The organism is Cupriavidus sp. P-10 (assembly GCF_003402535.2).
GTDB lineage: Bacteria > Pseudomonadota > Gammaproteobacteria > Burkholderiales > Burkholderiaceae > Cupriavidus.
Window position 1 is genome coordinate 2,496,359 of sequence record NZ_AP025170.1, and the last position, 16,500, is coordinate 2,512,858.

Annotated in this window: 14 protein-coding genes; 8 read left to right on the forward strand and 6 right to left on the reverse strand. The window is 65.3% G+C overall.

The genetic code is table 11. The annotated features are described in order from the left end of the window. Positions 1 to 26: 26 nt before the first annotated feature. The 4 genes from sdhA to CTP10_RS11555 all read right to left on the reverse strand — a co-directional run bounded on the left by sdhA (position 27) and on the right by CTP10_RS11555 (position 3,770). Positions 27 to 1,805 (reverse strand): succinate dehydrogenase flavoprotein subunit, encoded by a 1,779-nt coding sequence (gene sdhA / locus CTP10_RS11540; protein ID WP_022535986.1) that lies wholly within the window; start codon positions 1,803 to 1,805, stop codon positions 27 to 29. A gap of 3 nt (positions 1,806 to 1,808) precedes the next feature. Next, complete coding sequence (sdhD, locus tag CTP10_RS11545) at positions 1,809 to 2,174, reverse strand: succinate dehydrogenase, hydrophobic membrane anchor protein (RefSeq protein ID WP_116324062.1); 366 nt, start codon at positions 2,172 to 2,174, stop codon at positions 1,809 to 1,811. Positions 2,175 to 2,185: 11 nt separating this feature from the next. After that, the gene (gene sdhC / locus CTP10_RS11550) at positions 2,186 to 2,596 is read right to left on the reverse strand and encodes a succinate dehydrogenase, cytochrome b556 subunit (RefSeq protein WP_012353373.1); all 411 of its coding nucleotides are present in this window, start codon (positions 2,594 to 2,596) and stop codon (positions 2,186 to 2,188) included. Positions 2,597 to 2,876: 280 nt separating this feature from the next. Further along, the gene (locus tag CTP10_RS11555) at positions 2,877 to 3,770 is read right to left on the reverse strand and encodes a GntR family transcriptional regulator (protein ID WP_116323731.1); all 894 of its coding nucleotides are present in this window, start codon (positions 3,768 to 3,770) and stop codon (positions 2,877 to 2,879) included. 432 nt (positions 3,771 to 4,202) lie between these two features. On the opposite strand from CTP10_RS11555, the gene CTP10_RS11560 reads away from it, so the two are divergent. The 7 genes from CTP10_RS11560 (at position 4,203) to CTP10_RS11590 (ending at position 12,968) form a co-directional block, all read left to right on the forward strand. Continuing rightward, on the forward strand, positions 4,203 to 5,186 hold the full coding sequence (locus tag CTP10_RS11560) for a malate dehydrogenase (protein WP_116323730.1): 984 nt from the start codon (positions 4,203 to 4,205) through the stop codon (positions 5,184 to 5,186). Between the two features lie 130 nt (positions 5,187 to 5,316). Then, positions 5,317 to 6,297 carry an HpcH/HpaI aldolase/citrate lyase family protein gene (locus tag CTP10_RS11565; protein ID WP_116323729.1) on the forward strand — a complete coding sequence of 327 codons (981 nt, stop codon included), beginning with the start codon at positions 5,317 to 5,319 and terminating at the stop codon, positions 6,295 to 6,297. A gap of 45 nt (positions 6,298 to 6,342) precedes the next feature. Next, a complete protein-coding gene (gene prpC / locus CTP10_RS11570; RefSeq protein ID WP_116323728.1) occupies positions 6,343 to 7,524 on the forward strand; it encodes a bifunctional 2-methylcitrate synthase/citrate synthase in 1,182 nt (393 codons plus the stop codon). A 167-nt stretch (positions 7,525 to 7,691) separates the two neighbouring features. Continuing rightward, complete coding sequence (locus CTP10_RS11575; protein WP_116323727.1) at positions 7,692 to 8,258, forward strand: hypothetical protein; 567 nt, start codon at positions 7,692 to 7,694, stop codon at positions 8,256 to 8,258. 289 nt (positions 8,259 to 8,547) lie between these two features. After that, positions 8,548 to 11,256: an aconitate hydratase AcnA gene (gene acnA / locus CTP10_RS11580; RefSeq protein WP_116323726.1), complete on the forward strand. Its 2,709-nt coding sequence runs from the start codon at positions 8,548 to 8,550 to the stop codon at positions 11,254 to 11,256. Between the two features lie 251 nt (positions 11,257 to 11,507). Beyond that, positions 11,508 to 11,657 carry a hypothetical protein gene (locus tag CTP10_RS11585; RefSeq protein WP_199414746.1) on the forward strand — a complete coding sequence of 50 codons (150 nt, stop codon included), beginning with the start codon at positions 11,508 to 11,510 and terminating at the stop codon, positions 11,655 to 11,657. Between the two features lie 108 nt (positions 11,658 to 11,765). Beyond that, positions 11,766 to 12,968: a DUF2863 family protein gene (locus CTP10_RS11590; protein ID WP_063242056.1), complete on the forward strand. Its 1,203-nt coding sequence runs from the start codon at positions 11,766 to 11,768 to the stop codon at positions 12,966 to 12,968. Positions 12,969 to 13,031: 63 nt separating this feature from the next. On the opposite strand, the gene trmB is transcribed toward CTP10_RS11590, so the two are convergent. Further along, entirely contained in the window at positions 13,032 to 13,718 is a 687-nt protein-coding gene (gene trmB, locus CTP10_RS11595) for a tRNA (guanine(46)-N(7))-methyltransferase TrmB (protein WP_116323725.1), read from the reverse strand. Positions 13,719 to 13,844: 126 nt separating this feature from the next. On the opposite strand from trmB, the gene CTP10_RS11600 reads away from it, so the two are divergent. After that, positions 13,845 to 15,482 (forward strand): ABC transporter substrate-binding protein, encoded by a 1,638-nt coding sequence (locus CTP10_RS11600; RefSeq protein ID WP_116323724.1) that lies wholly within the window; start codon positions 13,845 to 13,847, stop codon positions 15,480 to 15,482. A gap of 130 nt (positions 15,483 to 15,612) precedes the next feature. Here CTP10_RS11600 and CTP10_RS11605 read toward each other — a convergent pair whose 3' ends face one another. Further along, positions 15,613 to 16,497: a spermidine synthase gene (locus tag CTP10_RS11605; protein WP_116323723.1), complete on the reverse strand. Its 885-nt coding sequence runs from the start codon at positions 16,495 to 16,497 to the stop codon at positions 15,613 to 15,615. Positions 16,498 to 16,500: the final 3 nt, after the last annotated feature.

Sequence of the window (16,500 nt, forward strand, 5' to 3'; positions counted from 1 at the left end):
GTCCTGTTTTCTCTACGACGCGGTGCTCAGAAGGTACGGGCCTTCGGCGGCACGCTTTCCACCGTCAGCGGTTCCATCTTCACCGGCTTGTAGTCGAGGCGGTTGCCTTCGCTGTAGAACAGCGTGTGCTTGAGCCAGTTCTGGTCGTCGCGGTTCGGGAAGTCGCTGTGCGCGTGGGCACCGCGCGATTCCTTGCGGGCCGCCGCCGAGATCATGGTGGCCTTGGCCACTTCCACCAGGTTGGCCACTTCCAGGGCTTCCACCAGCGCGGTGTTGAAGACCTTGGACTTGTCCTTCAGGTGGATGTTGTTGGCGCGCTCGGACACTTCCAGGATGCGCTCGACGCCTTCGTCCATCAGCTTCTGCGTACGGAACACGCCGGCATGCGACTGCATGTTCTTGCGGATGTCGTTGGCGACGTCCTGCGTGTACTCGCCCGACGACGTGGCCTGCAGCTTGGCCAGGCGCGACAGCGCGAGGTCGGCGGCATCGGCCGGCAGCGGCTTGTGTTCCTTCTGCTTCAGGTTCTGCGCGATGATGTGGTTGCCGGCGGCACGGCCGAACACCACCAGGTCGAGCAGCGAGTTGGTGCCCAGGCGGTTGGCGCCGTGCACCGACACGCACGAGCATTCGCCGATCGCATAGAAACCGTTCAGGACTTCGTTCGGGTTGCCGTTCTTCGGCACCACGACCTGGCCGTGATAGTTCGTCGGGATACCGCCCATCTGGTAGTGGATGGTCGGGACCACGGGGATCGGTTCCTTGATCGCGTCGACGTTGGCGAACTTCATGCCGATTTCGCGGATCGACGGCAGTCGCTTCATGATGGTCTCGGCACCGACGTGGGTCAGGTCGAGCAGCACGTAGTCGCCGTTCGGGCCGCAGCCGCGGCCTTCCTTGATTTCCTGGTCCATCGAGCGCGAGACGAAGTCACGCGGCGCCAGGTCCTTCAGCGTCGGGGCATAGCGCTCCATGAAGCGTTCGCCGTCCTTGTTGCGCAGGATACCGCCTTCGCCGCGCACGCCTTCGGTGATCAGCACGCCCGCGCCGGCCACGCCGGTCGGGTGGAACTGCCAGAACTCCATGTCTTCCAGCGGCACGCCAGCGCGTGCGGCCATGCCCAGGCCATCACCGGTGTTGATGAAGGCGTTGGTGGAAGCGGCGTAGATACGGCCGGCACCGCCGGTCGCGAACAGCGTGGTCTTGGCTTCGAGGATGTAGACCTCGCCGGTTTCCATTTCCAGCGCGGTCACGCCCAGCACGTCGCCGTCCTGGTCGCGGATCAGGTCCAGCGCCATCCACTCGACGAAGAAGTGGGTCTTGGCGCGCACGTTGCGCTGGTACAGCGTGTGCAGCAGCGCGTGGCCGGTACGGTCAGCCGCGGCGCAGGCGCGCTGCACCGGCTTCTCGCCGTAGTTGGCGGTGTGGCCGCCGAACGGGCGCTGGTAGATGGTGCCGTCCGGGTTGCGGTCGAACGGCATGCCGAAGTGTTCGAGCTCGTACACGACCTTCGGGGCTTCACGGCACATGAACTCGATGGCGTCCTGGTCACCCAGCCAGTCCGAGCCCTTGATGGTGTCGTAGAAGTGGTAGTGCCAGTTGTCTTCGCTCATGTTGCCCAGCGAGGCACCGATGCCGCCCTGCGCCGCCACGGTGTGCGAGCGGGTCGGGAACACCTTGGACAGCACGGCCACGTTCAGGCCGGCTTCCGCGAGCTGGAGGGATGCGCGCATCCCGGCGCCGCCAGCACCGACGATGACCACGTCAAAGCGGCGACGCGGCAATCCAGTCTTGACTGCGACCATTTATTACACCCTCCAGAGAATCTGAGCAGCGTAGCCCGCGCAACCGACGAGCCACAGAATCGTAAGTACTTGCAGCACGAGGCGCACCGCCATCGGCCTCACATAGTCCATCCAGATGTCGCGCACGCCGATCCAGGCGTGGTAGAGCAGCGACAGGATGGTCAGGAACGTGATGATCTTCATCCACTGGTTGGCGAAGAGCCCTGCCCACGCTTCGTACGAAGCGCCGTTCGACAGCAGGAAGGCAATGGCCAGGACCACGGTGAACACCACCATGATCACGGCCGTGACGCGTTGCGCGAGCCAGTCTTTCAGGCCGTAGTGGGCACCGACGACCAGACGCTTGGGACCGATATTGTTATTTGCCACCTTGATTCTCCTCAGAACAGGCCGAACAGCTTCAGGCCGAAAATCAGGGTAAGCAGCAGGCTGACAACCAGCACGCTGATGGCAGACTTAGCCGAAGCGGGCTTGGACACACCAACGTGCACATCCAGCAGCAGGAAGCGGATACCCGCGCAGAAATGATGCAGATACCCCCAGATCAGGGCCAGCACAACCAGCTTGACAAAGCCACCGGACAGCAGGGCCGAAAACTTTGCGAAGCTCAGTTCGGAGGTGATGCTCTGCTCGAACAGATACAGGACGAAGGGAAGGAGGAGGAACATCAAGGCACCGCTCACGCGATGCAGGATGGATACCTTGCCGGCCCAGGGCAACCGGTATTTCGCGATCTGCGAAATACCGATATTCCGGAACTCCGGCCTGGCTTGTTTGACGGCTTCAGCCATGCGAGACCCCATTAGCGGTAAACAAAGAAACGAAACTGCCATTGCCTGCATGCAGCGGGATGCACTGTGGCAAATCCACGAGATTTTAGCGCCTTTGTTGCGCGCTGCACCAATAATTTTCAGCTATCGCGCACCAACACGCGCCGCCCGACAATCGCACACTGCACACAAAACACGGCAATTGCCACGCAACATCCACCTGCGCCGCGCAACAGCCAACGCCACCATCACGAAAGCCGCAATAATCCACACCAATGCGGGAGAACACCGGCGCAGTAACTCAGCTCAGGTCGTTCTGGTAGTAATGCCTGGTCGTCACATACAACCCGCGGCGCACCTCTACAGGGCGATCGCCGTAGGTATAGGAAACGCGCTCGACCGACAGCAGCGGCGAGCCCAGCGGCACGGACAGCAGCTCGGCCGCCGTCTCGTCGGCGGCCACGGCACGGATCTTTTCCGAGGCGCGGATCATGCGCGTACCGAACTCGGCCTCGAACAATGCATACATGGGGCCCTTCCACTCGGTCAGCTTTTCCGCGGTGAGGCCCTTGAAGTTGGCGCCGAGCAGCCAGATCTCGTCGAGCACGGTCGACTCGCCGGAGAAATTCAGCACGCGGCGGATCTGGACCACGCTGTCGCCGGTGCGGATATCGAGCAGCCGCGCGATCTCGGCGGGCGCGCGCAGGCGCTTGCACTCCAGCACGTGGCTGGCGCCGTAATGGGGCTCGCCTTCGTCGGGAACGAGGCGCAGGAAACGGAACTTGACCACGTCCTCATGGTGCGTGGTCACGAAGGTGCCCTTGCCCTGCCGGCGCGCCACCAGGTTCTCTGCGGCGAGTTCGTCGATGGCCTTGCGCACCGTGCCCTGGCTCACCTTGTACCGTGCCGCCAGCTCCATTTCGCTGGGGATCATCTCGCCTGGCTTCCACTCGCCGGACTGCAGGCTGCGCATGATGAGCGCCTTGATCTGCTGGTACAGCGGGCTGAAGGTGGGCGACGGGGAGGCCTGCGGGCCTGGCTGCGCGACGGCCTGCGGTGCGGGGGATGCCGACGGGGTGGACGGGGGCAACGAGGGCGACGAAGACGGCTGCGTCCCGGCGCCAGGGGTGGCCGCGCCAGAGTCCTGCGCGCCAGGGGCGGCAGCGCCGGAGAGGGACGTAGACAGGGAGGACATAGCGGGGATTTCACCACAAAAGGGCGGCGGGCGCCAGCCTGACGTTAATTGTCTTATGTCTTATATAAGACATATGAATTGACAGCCAGTGAGGCCGGGCCTACACTCGCGCTGGTCCATGCCCGCGAATGCCGTGAATGCCGCGCTCGTGCCGCCGGCGGATGCCTTTGCCGGCACCCTCCCCCGCGGCCCGGACTGGAAATCAGTCTGGAAATGGCGGCTCGCTTCGCAGTAGACTTACGCTTCGTTGTATCACCATGACCCGTTGTGGCTCTCCCTCACCGGTTCCGCCCCGTGGCCCCCGCCACCTGGCGCCGGCGGACGGCCGCTCCCCGCTGTGGCGACAACCAGCACCCGGCGTGCACGCCGCCTTGAGTTGGCGACGGTGTGCCGCCGACCGGCTACCCCCTTCTATCGTTTGGAGATTTACTCATGGCTAAAGCCCCAATGCGCGTCGCAGTGACCGGCGCCGCTGGCCAGATCGGCTATTCCCTGCTGTTCCGCATCGCCAACGGCGACATGCTGGGCAAAGACCAGCCGGTCATCCTCCAACTGCTCGATCTCCCGCAAGCCCAGGCCGCCGTCAAGGGCGTGGTGATGGAACTGGAAGACTGCGCATTCCCGCTGCTGGCTGGCGTGGTCATCACCGATGACCCCAAGGTTGCCTTCAAGGATGCCGACGTGGCCCTGCTGGTTGGCGCCCGTCCGCGTAGCAAGGGCATGGAGCGCAAGGACCTGCTCGAAGCCAACGCCCAGATCTTCACGGTGCAGGGCAAGGCGCTGGACGAAGTCGCCAGCCGCAATGTCAAGGTGCTGGTGGTCGGCAACCCGGCCAACACCAACGCCTACATCGCCATGAAGTCGGCACCGAACCTGCCGCGCGAGAACTTCACCGCCATGCTGCGCCTGGACCACAACCGTGCCCTGTCGCAGATCGCCGCCAAGACCGGCAAGCCGGTGTCGTCGATCGAGAAGATGTTCGTGTGGGGCAACCATAGCCCGACCATGTACGCCGACTACCGTTACGCGACCGTCGACGGTCAGAGCGTCAAGGACCTGATCAACGACCAGGTGTGGAACAACGACGTGTTCCTGCCGACCGTCGGCAAGCGCGGCGCCGCCATCATCGAAGCGCGTGGCCTGTCGTCGGCTGCCTCGGCCGCCAACGCCGCCATCGACCACGTGCATGACTGGGTCCTGGGCAGCAACGGCAAGGTCGTCACCATGGGCATCCCGTCGAACGGTGAGTACGGCATCCCCGCCGACACCATGTTCGGCTACCCGGTGACCACCGCCAACGGCAAGTACGAAATCGTCAAGGGTCTGGAGATCGACGCCTACAGCCAGGAAAAGATCAACATCACCCTGAAGGAACTGGAAGAAGAGAAGGCCGGCGTGCAGCACCTGCTGGGCTGATCTTCAGCGCGTTCCAGGAAAAGGACCGGGGTTCCGCAACGATTCAAAAAATCGGCGCGGAACCCCGGTTTTTTCGTATTGGGGCGCTATGATGTGCCCTCCCCGAGCAACCATAACCACCTGAATTCCCGTGCATCCATCCGAGGTCTTGTTCCAGGGCGAAGCCATCCCGGTCCAGTTGCCGGTGTGTGACCACTACGCGGGCAGCGAAAAGCTGATGCGCAAGTCGCTTGCCCTGCAGCAAGAGCTTGGTCCCGTCTTCGACATCACCTTCGATTGCGAGGATGGCGCCGCCGTCGGCGAGGAGCGCGAGCACGCCGAACTGTGCGCGCAACTGGTCAACAGCCCGCTGAACGCGCACAACCGCGTCGGCGTGCGCATCCACGATCCCGCCCACCCGAACTGGCGCCAGGATGTCGACATCCTGGTGCGCGCCGCCGGCGCGCGGCTGGCCTACGTGGTGGTGCCCAAGGTGACCGACGTGGTCGAGGTCGCGCGTGTGACCGACCATGTCAACCAGGTGGCGCGCAATGCCGGCATCGCCCGCCATATCCCTATCCATGTGCTGATCGAGACACATGCCGCGCTCGAGCAAGCTTTCGATATCGCCGCGCTGGTACAGGTGGAGTGCCTTAGCTTCGGCCTGATGGACTTCGTCTCGGCGCACCACGGTGCGATCCCCGGCGATGCCATGCGCTCGCCGCAGCAGTTCGAGCATCCGCTGATCCGTCGCGCCATGCTGGAAATCTCCGCGGCCTGCCATCGCCACGGCAAGGTGCCGTCGCACAACGTCAGCACCGATGTGCAGGCACCGCAGCGGGCGGGCGACGACGCACTGCGCGCGCGCGCCGAATTTGGCTACCTGCGCAAGTGGAGCATCCACCCGGGCCAGATCGCGCCGATCGTCGCCGCCTTCCGGCCGGGCGCGGAAGAAATCGGCGCAGCCAGCCAGATCCTGCTGGCCGCCCACGAAAACAACTGGGCGCCGATCCGCCACGACGGCCAGCTGCACGACCGCGCCAGCTACCGCTATTACTGGTCGCTGCTGCAGCGCGCCCAGGCCACCGGCACCCCGCTGCCGGACAATGTGGAAGCGCTGTTCTTCGCCTGACACCGCCAGAACAACAAAATACGGACGCGACCGAAGGAGACCCGGATGTCCGCTTCGAAGACCGCTGCACCCGCCGCCACGACCGAGCCCACGGCGCCAAAAGCCAAGAAATCCGTCGCCCTGTCCGGTGTTGCCGCCGGCAATACCGCGCTGTGCACCGTCGGCCGTACCGGCAACGACCTGCACTACCGCGGCTATGACATTCTCGATATCGCCGAAACCTGCGAATTCGAGGAAATCGCCCACCTGCTGGTGCACGGCAAGCTGCCGACCAAATCCGAACTGGCCGCCTACAAGGCCAGGCTCAAGGCCCTGCGCGGCCTGCCCGCCAACGTCAAGCTGGCGCTGGAATGGGTTCCGGCCAGCGCGCATCCGATGGACGTGATGCGCACCGGCGTGTCGGTACTGGGCACGGTGCTGCCGGAGAAGGATGACCACAATGCCCCGGGCGCGCGCGATATCGCCGATCGGCTGATGGCCAGCCTGGGTTCGATGCTGCTGTACTGGTACCACTACAGCCACAATGGCCGCCGCATCGAGGTGGAGACCGACGACGACTCGATCGGCGCCCACTTCCTGCACCTGCTGCACGGCGAGAAGCCCTCGGCGCTGTGGGAGCGTGCCATGCACACCTCGCTGATCCTGTACGCCGAGCACGAGTTCAACGCGTCGACCTTCACCGCACGGGTGGTCGCCGGCACGGGCTCGGACATGTACTCGTCGATCTGCGGCGCGATTGGCGCGCTGCGCGGCCCCAAGCATGGCGGCGCCAATGAAATGGCCTTCGAGATCCAGAAGCGCTATGACAACGCGGACGAGGCCCAGGCCGACATCACCCGGCGCGTCGAGAACAAGGAAGTCGTGATCGGCTTTGGCCACCCGGTGTACACCACCGGCGACCCGCGCAACCAGGTGATCAAGGAAGTGGCGAGGAAGCTGTCGAAGGATGCCCGCTCGATGAAGATGTTCGCCATCGCCGAGCGGCTGGAAACCGTGATGTGGGACATCAAGAAGATGTTCCCGAACCTGGACTGGTTCAGCGCGGTGAGCTACCACATGATGGGCGTGCCGACCGCGATGTTCACGCCGCTGTTCGTGATCGCGCGTACCTCCGGCTGGGCCGCGCACATCGTCGAGCAACGCATCGATAACAAGATCATCCGCCCCAGCGCCAACTACGTGGGCCCCGAAAACCTCAAATTCGCGCCGATCGGCAAGCGTAAGTGAACCCGGACTAACCGGACACCCGGATTATGTAACCAAAGGCCAGCGCACTTCGCCGGCTCAGGCAAATCGTAGAGAATAGCGGCGGACTTCCATTCCAGGCGCCGCCTGATGTGACGGCGGCGAACGACAAACAGACCAGATTTCAGAATCCGAAAGGCACTCACAAAATGAAACATCTTGTACTCGCAGCCTGCATTGGCGCCTTCAGCCTGACCACCGCGACCGCCGTGATGGCGCAGGAACCGGCCAAGAAGACCACCACGAAGAAGTCCTCGACCAAGAAGAAGGCCGCAGCCGGCGCCGCTGCCGGCGCAGGCGCCGCCGCCGCTGCCACCCCGACCGGTGAAAAGTGGCAGTGCGAGCTGGGCAACAGCATCTATATCTCGGGCGACATGCTGCGCGACGAAGTGCTGACCGTCCACTGGCAAGGCCGCGACTACAAGCTGCCGCGCCAGTCCACCGTGACCGGCGCCGACCGCTACTACGACGCCCGCACCGGCCTGGACCTGGTGGTGATCCCGAGCAAGGCCATGCTGTTCAACAAGAACCTGGGCCAGCGCCTGGCCGACGACTGCCAGAGCGCCGCCATGCAGGCCGGCGCCGCCGCACCGACCCAGGCCGGCGGCCTGCGCGCCCCGGTTACCGCCCCGCTGCTGGTCACGCCCCCGGGCGGCCCGACGATCCAGCCGCAGCAGCCTGACGCCGCCCAGCAGTCCGCGGCACCCAAGCAGTAAATCCGTGCAGGGCACTCGCGGCCGCCTGCCTGGCGGCCGCCGGGCGCCCTGCCTGCCTTGCCGGCGGGGGCAATCCCCGCGGGAAGCCGCTGTCGCGCCGACAGGGCAAGCGACCTGGCCGATCGAGACCGGGTGGCGGCAAAGCCGCGCGGCGGTTAGAGTATGCAGTTGCAGTGCGCTGCCGACCTCGGACCGCGGTCACATGCCGCGGCAGCGCACCGGGGTCTGATTCCAGTTTCAGAGGTCCGAGCCAAATGCCATCGCATCATTCTTCGATCGGAGTACGGCAATGCCCCATAACCTCAAGAACACGCTAAAAGAATTCAAGATCGGCGCTTCCGGCAAGGGCCAGTTCTATTCCCTGCCGCAACTGGCGCAAGAACTGGACCTGGACCTCGGGCGCCTGCCGGTATCGATCCGCGTCGTGCTGGAAGCGGTGCTGCGCAACTGCGACGGCAAGAAAGTTACCGAAGAACACGTCAAGCAGCTTGCCGGCTGGAAGCCGATTGCCGAGCGTGTCGACGAGATCCCGTTCGTCGTGGCCCGCGTGGTGCTGCAGGACTTCACCGGCGTGCCGCTGCTGGCCGACCTGGCCGCGATGCGCAACGTGGCCGAGAAGATGGGCCAGGATCCCAAGAAGATCGAGCCGCTGGTGCCGGTCGACCTGGTGGTCGACCACTCGGTGCAGGTCGACCATTTCCGCGAGAAGAAGGCGCTGGACCTGAACATGCAACTGGAATTCAAGCGCAACCACGAGCGCTACCAGTTCATGAAGTGGGGCATGCAGGCGTTCGACACCTTTGGCGTGGTGCAGCCGGGTTTCGGCATCGTCCACCAGGTCAACCTGGAATACCTGGCTCGCGGCGTGCACAAGAAGGATGGGGTCTACTACCCTGACACGCTGGTCGGCACCGACTCGCACACCACCATGATCAACGGCATCGGCGTGGTCGGCTGGGGCGTCGGCGGCATCGAGGCCGAGGCCGGCATGCTAGGCCAGCCGGTGTACTTCCTGACGCCGGACGTGGTCGGCGTGGAGTTGACCGGCCGCCTGCGCGAAGGCGTCACCGCCACCGACCTGGTGCTGACCATCACCGAGATGCTGCGCAAGGAGAAGGTGGTCGGCAAGTTCGTCGAGTTCTTCGGCGAAGGCACGGCCAGCCTGTCGGTGCCGGACCGCGCCACCATTGGCAACATGGCGCCGGAATACGGCGCCACCATGGGCTTCTTCCCGGTCGACGGCAAGACCATCGACTACTTCCGCGGCACCGGCCGCACCGACGAGGAAATCGACGCGTTCGAAGGCTACTTCCGCGCCCAGCAGATGTTTGGCATCCCCCAGGCAGGCGACATCGACTTCAGCAAGACGCTGAAGCTGGACCTGTCCACGGTGGCGCCGTCGCTGGCAGGGCCGAAGCGCCCGCAGGACCGCATCGAGATCGGCAACGTCAAGAGCACCTTCGCGTCGCTGTTCAGCAAGCCGGTGGCCGAGAACGGCTTCAACAAGGATCCGGCCGAGCTGGACCAGCCCTACAGCACCAGCAACGGCATCGAAGTGAAGAACGGCGACGTGCTGATCGCCGCCATCACCTCGTGCACCAACACCTCCAACCCCAGCGTGCTGCTGGCCGCCGGCCTGCTGGCCAAAAAGGCGGTCGAGGCCGGGCTGGAAGTGGCGCCGCACATCAAGACCTCGCTGGCGCCGGGCAGCCGTGTGGTGACCGAATACCTGAAGGCCGCGGGCCTGCTGCCGTACCTGGAAAAGCTGGGCTTCGGCGTGACCGCCTACGGCTGCACCACCTGTATCGGCAATGCCGGCGACCTGACGCCCGAGCTGAACGAGGCCATCATCCAGAACGACCTGGTGGCGGCCGCCGTGCTGTCCGGCAACCGTAACTTCGAGGCGCGCATCCACCCGAACATCCGCGCCAACTTCCTGGCTTCGCCGCCGCTGGTGGTGGCGTACGCCATCGCCGGCAATGTCACGCGCGACCTCATGACCGAGCCGGTCGGCAAGGGCAAGGGCGGCCGCGACATCTGGCTGGGCGACATCTGGCCGACTTCGGAAGAAATCCATGCGCTGATGAAGTTCGCGATGGACGCCAAGACCTTCAAGGGCAACTACGAGCAGGTCAAGAAGCCGAGCAAGCTGTGGGGCGCGATCCAGGGCACCAAGGGCCAGGTCTACGACTGGCCCAGGTCAACCTACATCGCCGAGCCGCCCTTCTTCCAGGACTTCAGCCTGGAGCCGTCGGGCGCCACGGCCAGCGTGCGCGGCGCGCGCGCTCTGGGTATCTTCGGCGATTCGGTGACCACCGACCATATCTCGCCGGCCGGCTCGATCAAGGACACCTCGCCCGCGGGCAAGTACCTGCAGGAGCATGGCGTGCTCAAGGCCGACTTCAACAGCTACGGTTCGCGCCGCGGTAACCATGAGGTGATGATGCGCGGCACCTTCGCCAACGTTCGCATCAAGAACCTGATGATCCCGCCCAAGCCGGACGGCGCACGCGTGGAAGGCGGCATTACCATCCACCAGCCCACCGGCGAGCAGATGTCGATCTACGACGCGGCCATGAAGTACGTCGCCGAGGGCACGCCCACGGTGGTGTTCGGCGGCGAGGAGTACGGCACCGGCTCGTCGCGCGACTGGGCCGCCAAGGGCACGCAGCTGCTGGGCGTGAAGGCCGTGGTGGCGCGCAGCTTCGAGCGGATCCACCGCTCCAACCTGGTTGGCATGGGCGTGCTGCCGCTGCAGTTCAAGGGCAGCGACAGCGCACAGACGCTGGGCATCACCGGGAACGAGACCTTCGACATCGAAGGCATCGAGGGCGACCTCAAGCCACAGCAGGACCTGGTGCTGGTGATCAAGCGCGCCAACGGCGACGTGCAGCGCGTGCCGGTGTTGCTGCGCATCGACACGCCGATCGAGGTCGATTACTACAACCACGGCGGCATCCTGCCGTTCGTGCTGCGTCAGCTGCTGGCAGCCGCCTGACGCCCCGCGGACCGCGATCCGCGATCCGCGAAAGCCAACGCCGCCTGCCCGGCCCCGTGACGCGGGGCCGGGCAGGCGGCGTTTGTCATTGTGAGCATGGTGCGGCCTCGGGATCACCTCGCGCCCCTGCGCCGTCTGGTGCCCGTGTAAGTTCCACGCAAGGCAGTGCTGCCACACTGTGTCCCAAAGAACAGCGGTCGCAACGACCCGGAGGCGGGGCCACCCCGCCTCAGACAGATACAGGAGACAACATGGCAAAGATCATCATCGCATTCGTCGTCATTGCCGGCGCGGCCCTCTACCTGCTGACCAAGGGCGGCAGCGACGTGTCGATTTCCGGCGAGCAGCACGGTGTCGAGACCCACGCACCGGCGGTGCCGGCAGCCAGCGAAAAGAAATAAGAGCGATCCTTCAGCCTCGCCAAGTACAAGGCGCAACGTATCGCGCGGCCGCCTTGTCAACGCAACGAGTAGAATACCGTTTTACGCATAAACGGACGGTTTCATTCTATGGCAGGTTTTCGCCCCAAGGCTTCCCCACGTCTTTCGCCCGACGCCGAGCGGTTGGTGGCCGATGCGCTCGCCCTCGACGCATCGGGCAGCCGCATGGAGGATGGCTACTGGGAACGGCGACTCTCGCAGCGCCTGGGCCGCCTGCTGAAGAACGGTAGCCAGACCGCGCTTGACGCGGCGTTGGAACACCTGTTCAAGCACAACGCCGACGCCTCCGACGTGCTGGCCGAGCAGGCCGAGACGCTGGCCGAATCGGCCACCATCGAGGTCGATGGCCAGCGCTACGACGCGCTGCTGATCGCCGCGCCGATCCTGGCGCACACGCGTTACGCCATCCCCTCGGGCGCGCTCAAGCCGGAGCTGGCCCAGACGCTGGCCGTGCACTTGCAGGCACATGTGCTGGCTTCGGCCACCAAGGTCGCGCTGTCGCCGTACCTGTACAGCATCGACCAGCTGCCGCGCACGCACAGCGACACGTTTGCGCTGACGCACAAGCTGGCCGCGGCCGCGCTGGCCGGCTCGGTGCCCAAGGTCGACCTGCGCGACCTGCCCGAGACCGCGCCGATCCTGGCCGACCCCCGCTACCTGCTGGCCGTGGTGGTGGCCCCGCACGAGCAGGCGCTGTTCCGCTGGCAGGAGGACGCCAAGGAGCACCATGCCGAGCGCTCGGTATGCCTGGAGCAATGGCGCAGCCAGGTCCAGCCATCGGTGGCGCTGCTGCTGCCGGGCTGCGAGTTCGAGTTGCTGTTGCCCGACGCCTTCTTCCTGTCGTGCCGCGAATCCGACAAGAGCATCCGCCCGCTGACGGTGCGCGCCGCCGTCAACTACCTGGCCGGCACGCTGGATATCTCCGCCGGCCAGCTGGCCGCGGTGGTGGCCGCGTTCGGCGAGGAAGTGGTCGAGGAATACCGCGTCGGCTTCACCATGCGCGGCGAGAAGGACGTGATCTACGGCATCGTCTGGCCGGTCTACGGCCGCGAAGCCGGCGAAGTCGATGCCGACGAGAAGGGCAACCCGCTCGAGCAGATCTGCGAGGAACTGCGCAATGCGGGCGTGGAAGACATCTTCCGCCACGCGGCGCTGTTCGATCCGGAGTACTGCGAGGATTGCGGCACGCCGCTGTATGCCGACCGCAATGGCGAGATCGTGCATGCAGAACTGCCGGAAGACGCGCCGACGCAGCAGCCGCTATTTCACTGAAATCCTGCGTCCTGGCAAGCAAACGGCCCGCATTGCGGGCCGTTTTTGTTTTCCTTGCTGGCTTCAGGCACCCCGCTCGCTGACGCAGCGCCACAGACCATGCCCCGAAGCCGCGTACTTGCGTTCGAACGGCGTCATCGCCTGCGCCGGCTGCCATGGCTCGACCACCTGCGCCGGACGACCTGCCAGCGCCAGCGCCTGCGCGAACTCGTCGATATAGACCTGCCAGTTGCTGCGGCATTCCAGGTATTCGCCGCACGCCGCCAGTGCCGGGAACACCGCATGGCCCTGCCAGCGCCGCCCCAGGTGGCCAATCTTTGGCCACGGGTTCGGGTACAGCACGTAGTGGCGCGCCACCGGCACCGCGTCGGCCTGCAGCATGCGCCAGACATCGACCAGGTCGGCCCGCGCCCAGCAGAAATTGGCCGGCATCGTTGCCTCGCCCCACCAGTCCTTGCCGGCCGCCAGGCGCTTTTCGGACTGGTCGACACCGATCACGTAGTGGTCCGGGAACGACGTCGCCAGCCGCAACGTGCTTTCGCCCACGCCGCACCCGGCATCCAGGATCAGCGGCGCGCCGCCGGCCTGCTGCCAGTTGTCGAGCGCTACGGCCAGCGCGCGGCGGCTGGCTTCGCCGATGGGCTTGCGGAACGGCTCGGCCAGGTGGCGCGCGACGCGCGCGGCCAAATGCTCGTGGACATCGGACTGCGCCGAAACGATGGTGCGGGAATTGGCAAACATGGCCGCCATTCTACCGGCGCCGAACCCGTCGGCTTGCACAGGACGCTGCAACCATGCCACTTTAGCGGCACAATGCGGGACAAACCGCCTGAGAACCCGTCCGCAAGCGCCGGACCCGTATGAGGAGCCAGCCCCATGCCATCGACAACCGCTACGTCCCGCCCGCCTGCCCGCCAGTCCGCTCCCCGCAATCTGCTCCACGCCACCGCCGCGCTGGTGCTGGGCAGCGCTGTTTTCACCGCCTTGGCGCTGCTGCCGGCCGGCGCCGCCCATGCCGAGGACCTGCGCATCGGGCTGGCCGCCGACGTCACCTCGATGGACCCGCACTGGAACAACGCCGGCCCCAACAACGCGATCGCGCTGCATGTTTTCGAGTCGCTGGTGTTCATGGACAAGAACGCCCGCTATATCCCCGGCCTGGCGCTGTCGTGGAAGCCGGTCAATGCCATCACCTGGGAAATCAAGCTGCGCCCCAACGTGAAGTGGCATGACGGCTCGCCCTTCACCAGCGAAGACGTCAAGGCCTCGCTGGAGCGCCCGGACAAGCTGACCAACAGCCCGGGCTCGTTCACGAGCTATACCAAGCCGATCGCCCGCATCGACACGCCCGATCCGCTGACGGTGCGCCTGACCATGAGCGTGCCCAACTACGCCAACCTGGCCAACGACCTGAACAGCGTGCCGATCATGCCGAAGAAGGTCGCCGCCACGCTGACGCAGGCCGATTTCGATTCGGGCAAGGCCATGATCGGCACCGGGCCATTCAAGTTCGTGCGCTTCGCGCGCGGGCAGGAAATCGTGATGGAGCGCAATCCTGACTACTGGGGGCCCAAGCCGGAGTGGGACCGTGCCGTGTTCCGGATCATCACCGACAACGGCGCGCGCAGCGCCGCGCTGCTGGCCGGCGACGTCGACGTGATCGAAAGCGTGCCATCGGCCGACGTGGCCAAGCTCAAGCAGAACCCGAAGTTCAAGGTCGAGCAGCAGGTGTCGTGGCGCACCATCTTCTGGCAAATGGACCAGTCGCGCGACAGCCCGCCCTTCGTCACCGACAAGGCCGGCAAGCCGCTCGGCAAGAACCCGTTCAAGGATGCACGCGTGCGTGCCGCGATCAGCAAGTCACTGAACCGCGACGCCATCGTCAACCGCATCATGGAAGGGCTGGCGGTGCCGGCGTCGTCGATCGTGTCGCCGCAGATCTTCGGGCATCCGGGCACCAAACCCGAAGCCTACGACCCGGAAGGCGCCAAGAAGCTGCTGGCCGCCGCTGGCTACCCGGACGGCTTCGGGCTGACGCTGCACGCCACCAACAACCGCTACCTGAACGACGCCGCGGTGGCGCAGGCCACCGCGAGCATGCTGACGCGCATCGGCATCCAGACCAAGGTCGAGACCATGCCGGTGGCGGCCTACTTCACGCGCGCGCGGCAGGGTGAGTTTGCCTTCCAGATGCTGGGCTGGGGCTCGGCGGCGGCTGATGTGGCGCTGCGCTCGATCACGGGCACGCCCAATCCCAAGACGGGGTATGGCACGTGGAACTGGGGCAAGTACAGCAATGCGCAGCTGGACCAGCTGATCGAGAAATCGCTGACCACCGTTTCCAGCGAGAAGGCACGCGAAGAGAACGCGCGCACGGCGGCAAAGTTTGCGCTGGCCGACCACGCGATCATTCCGTCGCACAGCCAGCTGGCGATGTGGGCGATGAAGAAGGGATTGAAGTATGAGGCGCGGACGGACGAGTGGTCGTTGGCGCAGTTTTTCCACAAGGAGTAAGCGCGGCGGCTCGTCATCAGCCCGCGGTTTTCTCCCTCTTCCGCTGAGGGGAGAGGGAGAACACCTTGCTTGGGCGAGTTCAGGCAGCTTGGGCGCACCCCACACCGCCCTCCCCTTTTCGTGTTTTCGCTTAGATCTTCAACCGTTCTTCCTGCCGCGCATTCGCCGCGCGCAGCTTCTGCACCCAGTCCCGCGCCGGCAGTCCGGTGGTGCTTTCGACCACCTCGGCACGCGCTTCCAGCACTTCCCACGCCACATCGATCTCGGGGCCGTTGAACGCCATCGCGATGATGTTGCCGTCATGCACCTCCGGGAACACCAGCACGCGGTTATCGAAGGCTTCGCAGATGCGCTCGATATTCTTCGGGAAGCTGTCGTGGTCGCCGAACAGGTTGATGGTCATCACGCCCGGCCCCTTCAGCGTGCGGCGGCAGGCGCGGTAGAACGCGGTGGTATCGAGCACCGGGCCGCGCGCGGTGGCGTCATACAGGTCTACCTGCAGCACGTCGATGGCGTCGGCGTGGGTGCCGTCCATCACGTAGTCCCACGCGTCCTGCTCGCGCACGGTCAGGCGCGCGTCGTCCTGGCGCAGGCCGAACATGCTGCGCCCGGCAATGATCACCGCCGGGTTCAGTTCGACCGCGGTCACGCGCGCGCGGCTGAACTGGCGATGGCAGAACTTGGTCAGTGCCGCCGCCCCGAGGCCGAGCTGCACCACATGGAACTCATCCACCGAGGGCGACAGGAACAGCAGCCACGCCATCATCTGCTGCGCGTATTCCAGCTCGATCGCATCCGGCTTGCGCAGGCGCATCGCCCCCTGCACCCACTCCGTGCCGAAATGGAGGTAGCGCACGCCATCCAGTTCGGAGAAGGTCACCGGCGCAAAGCGCGGCGTCATGCGTTTTTCTTCGCGTGCTGTGTCGGAGCCTGGCGCCTCGCCACGGTTGCGGTTTCCACGTGCCGGTCGGCGCGAGGCCACGGCTTCAATCGATTTGCGTTTCAGTAGGGTCATAGT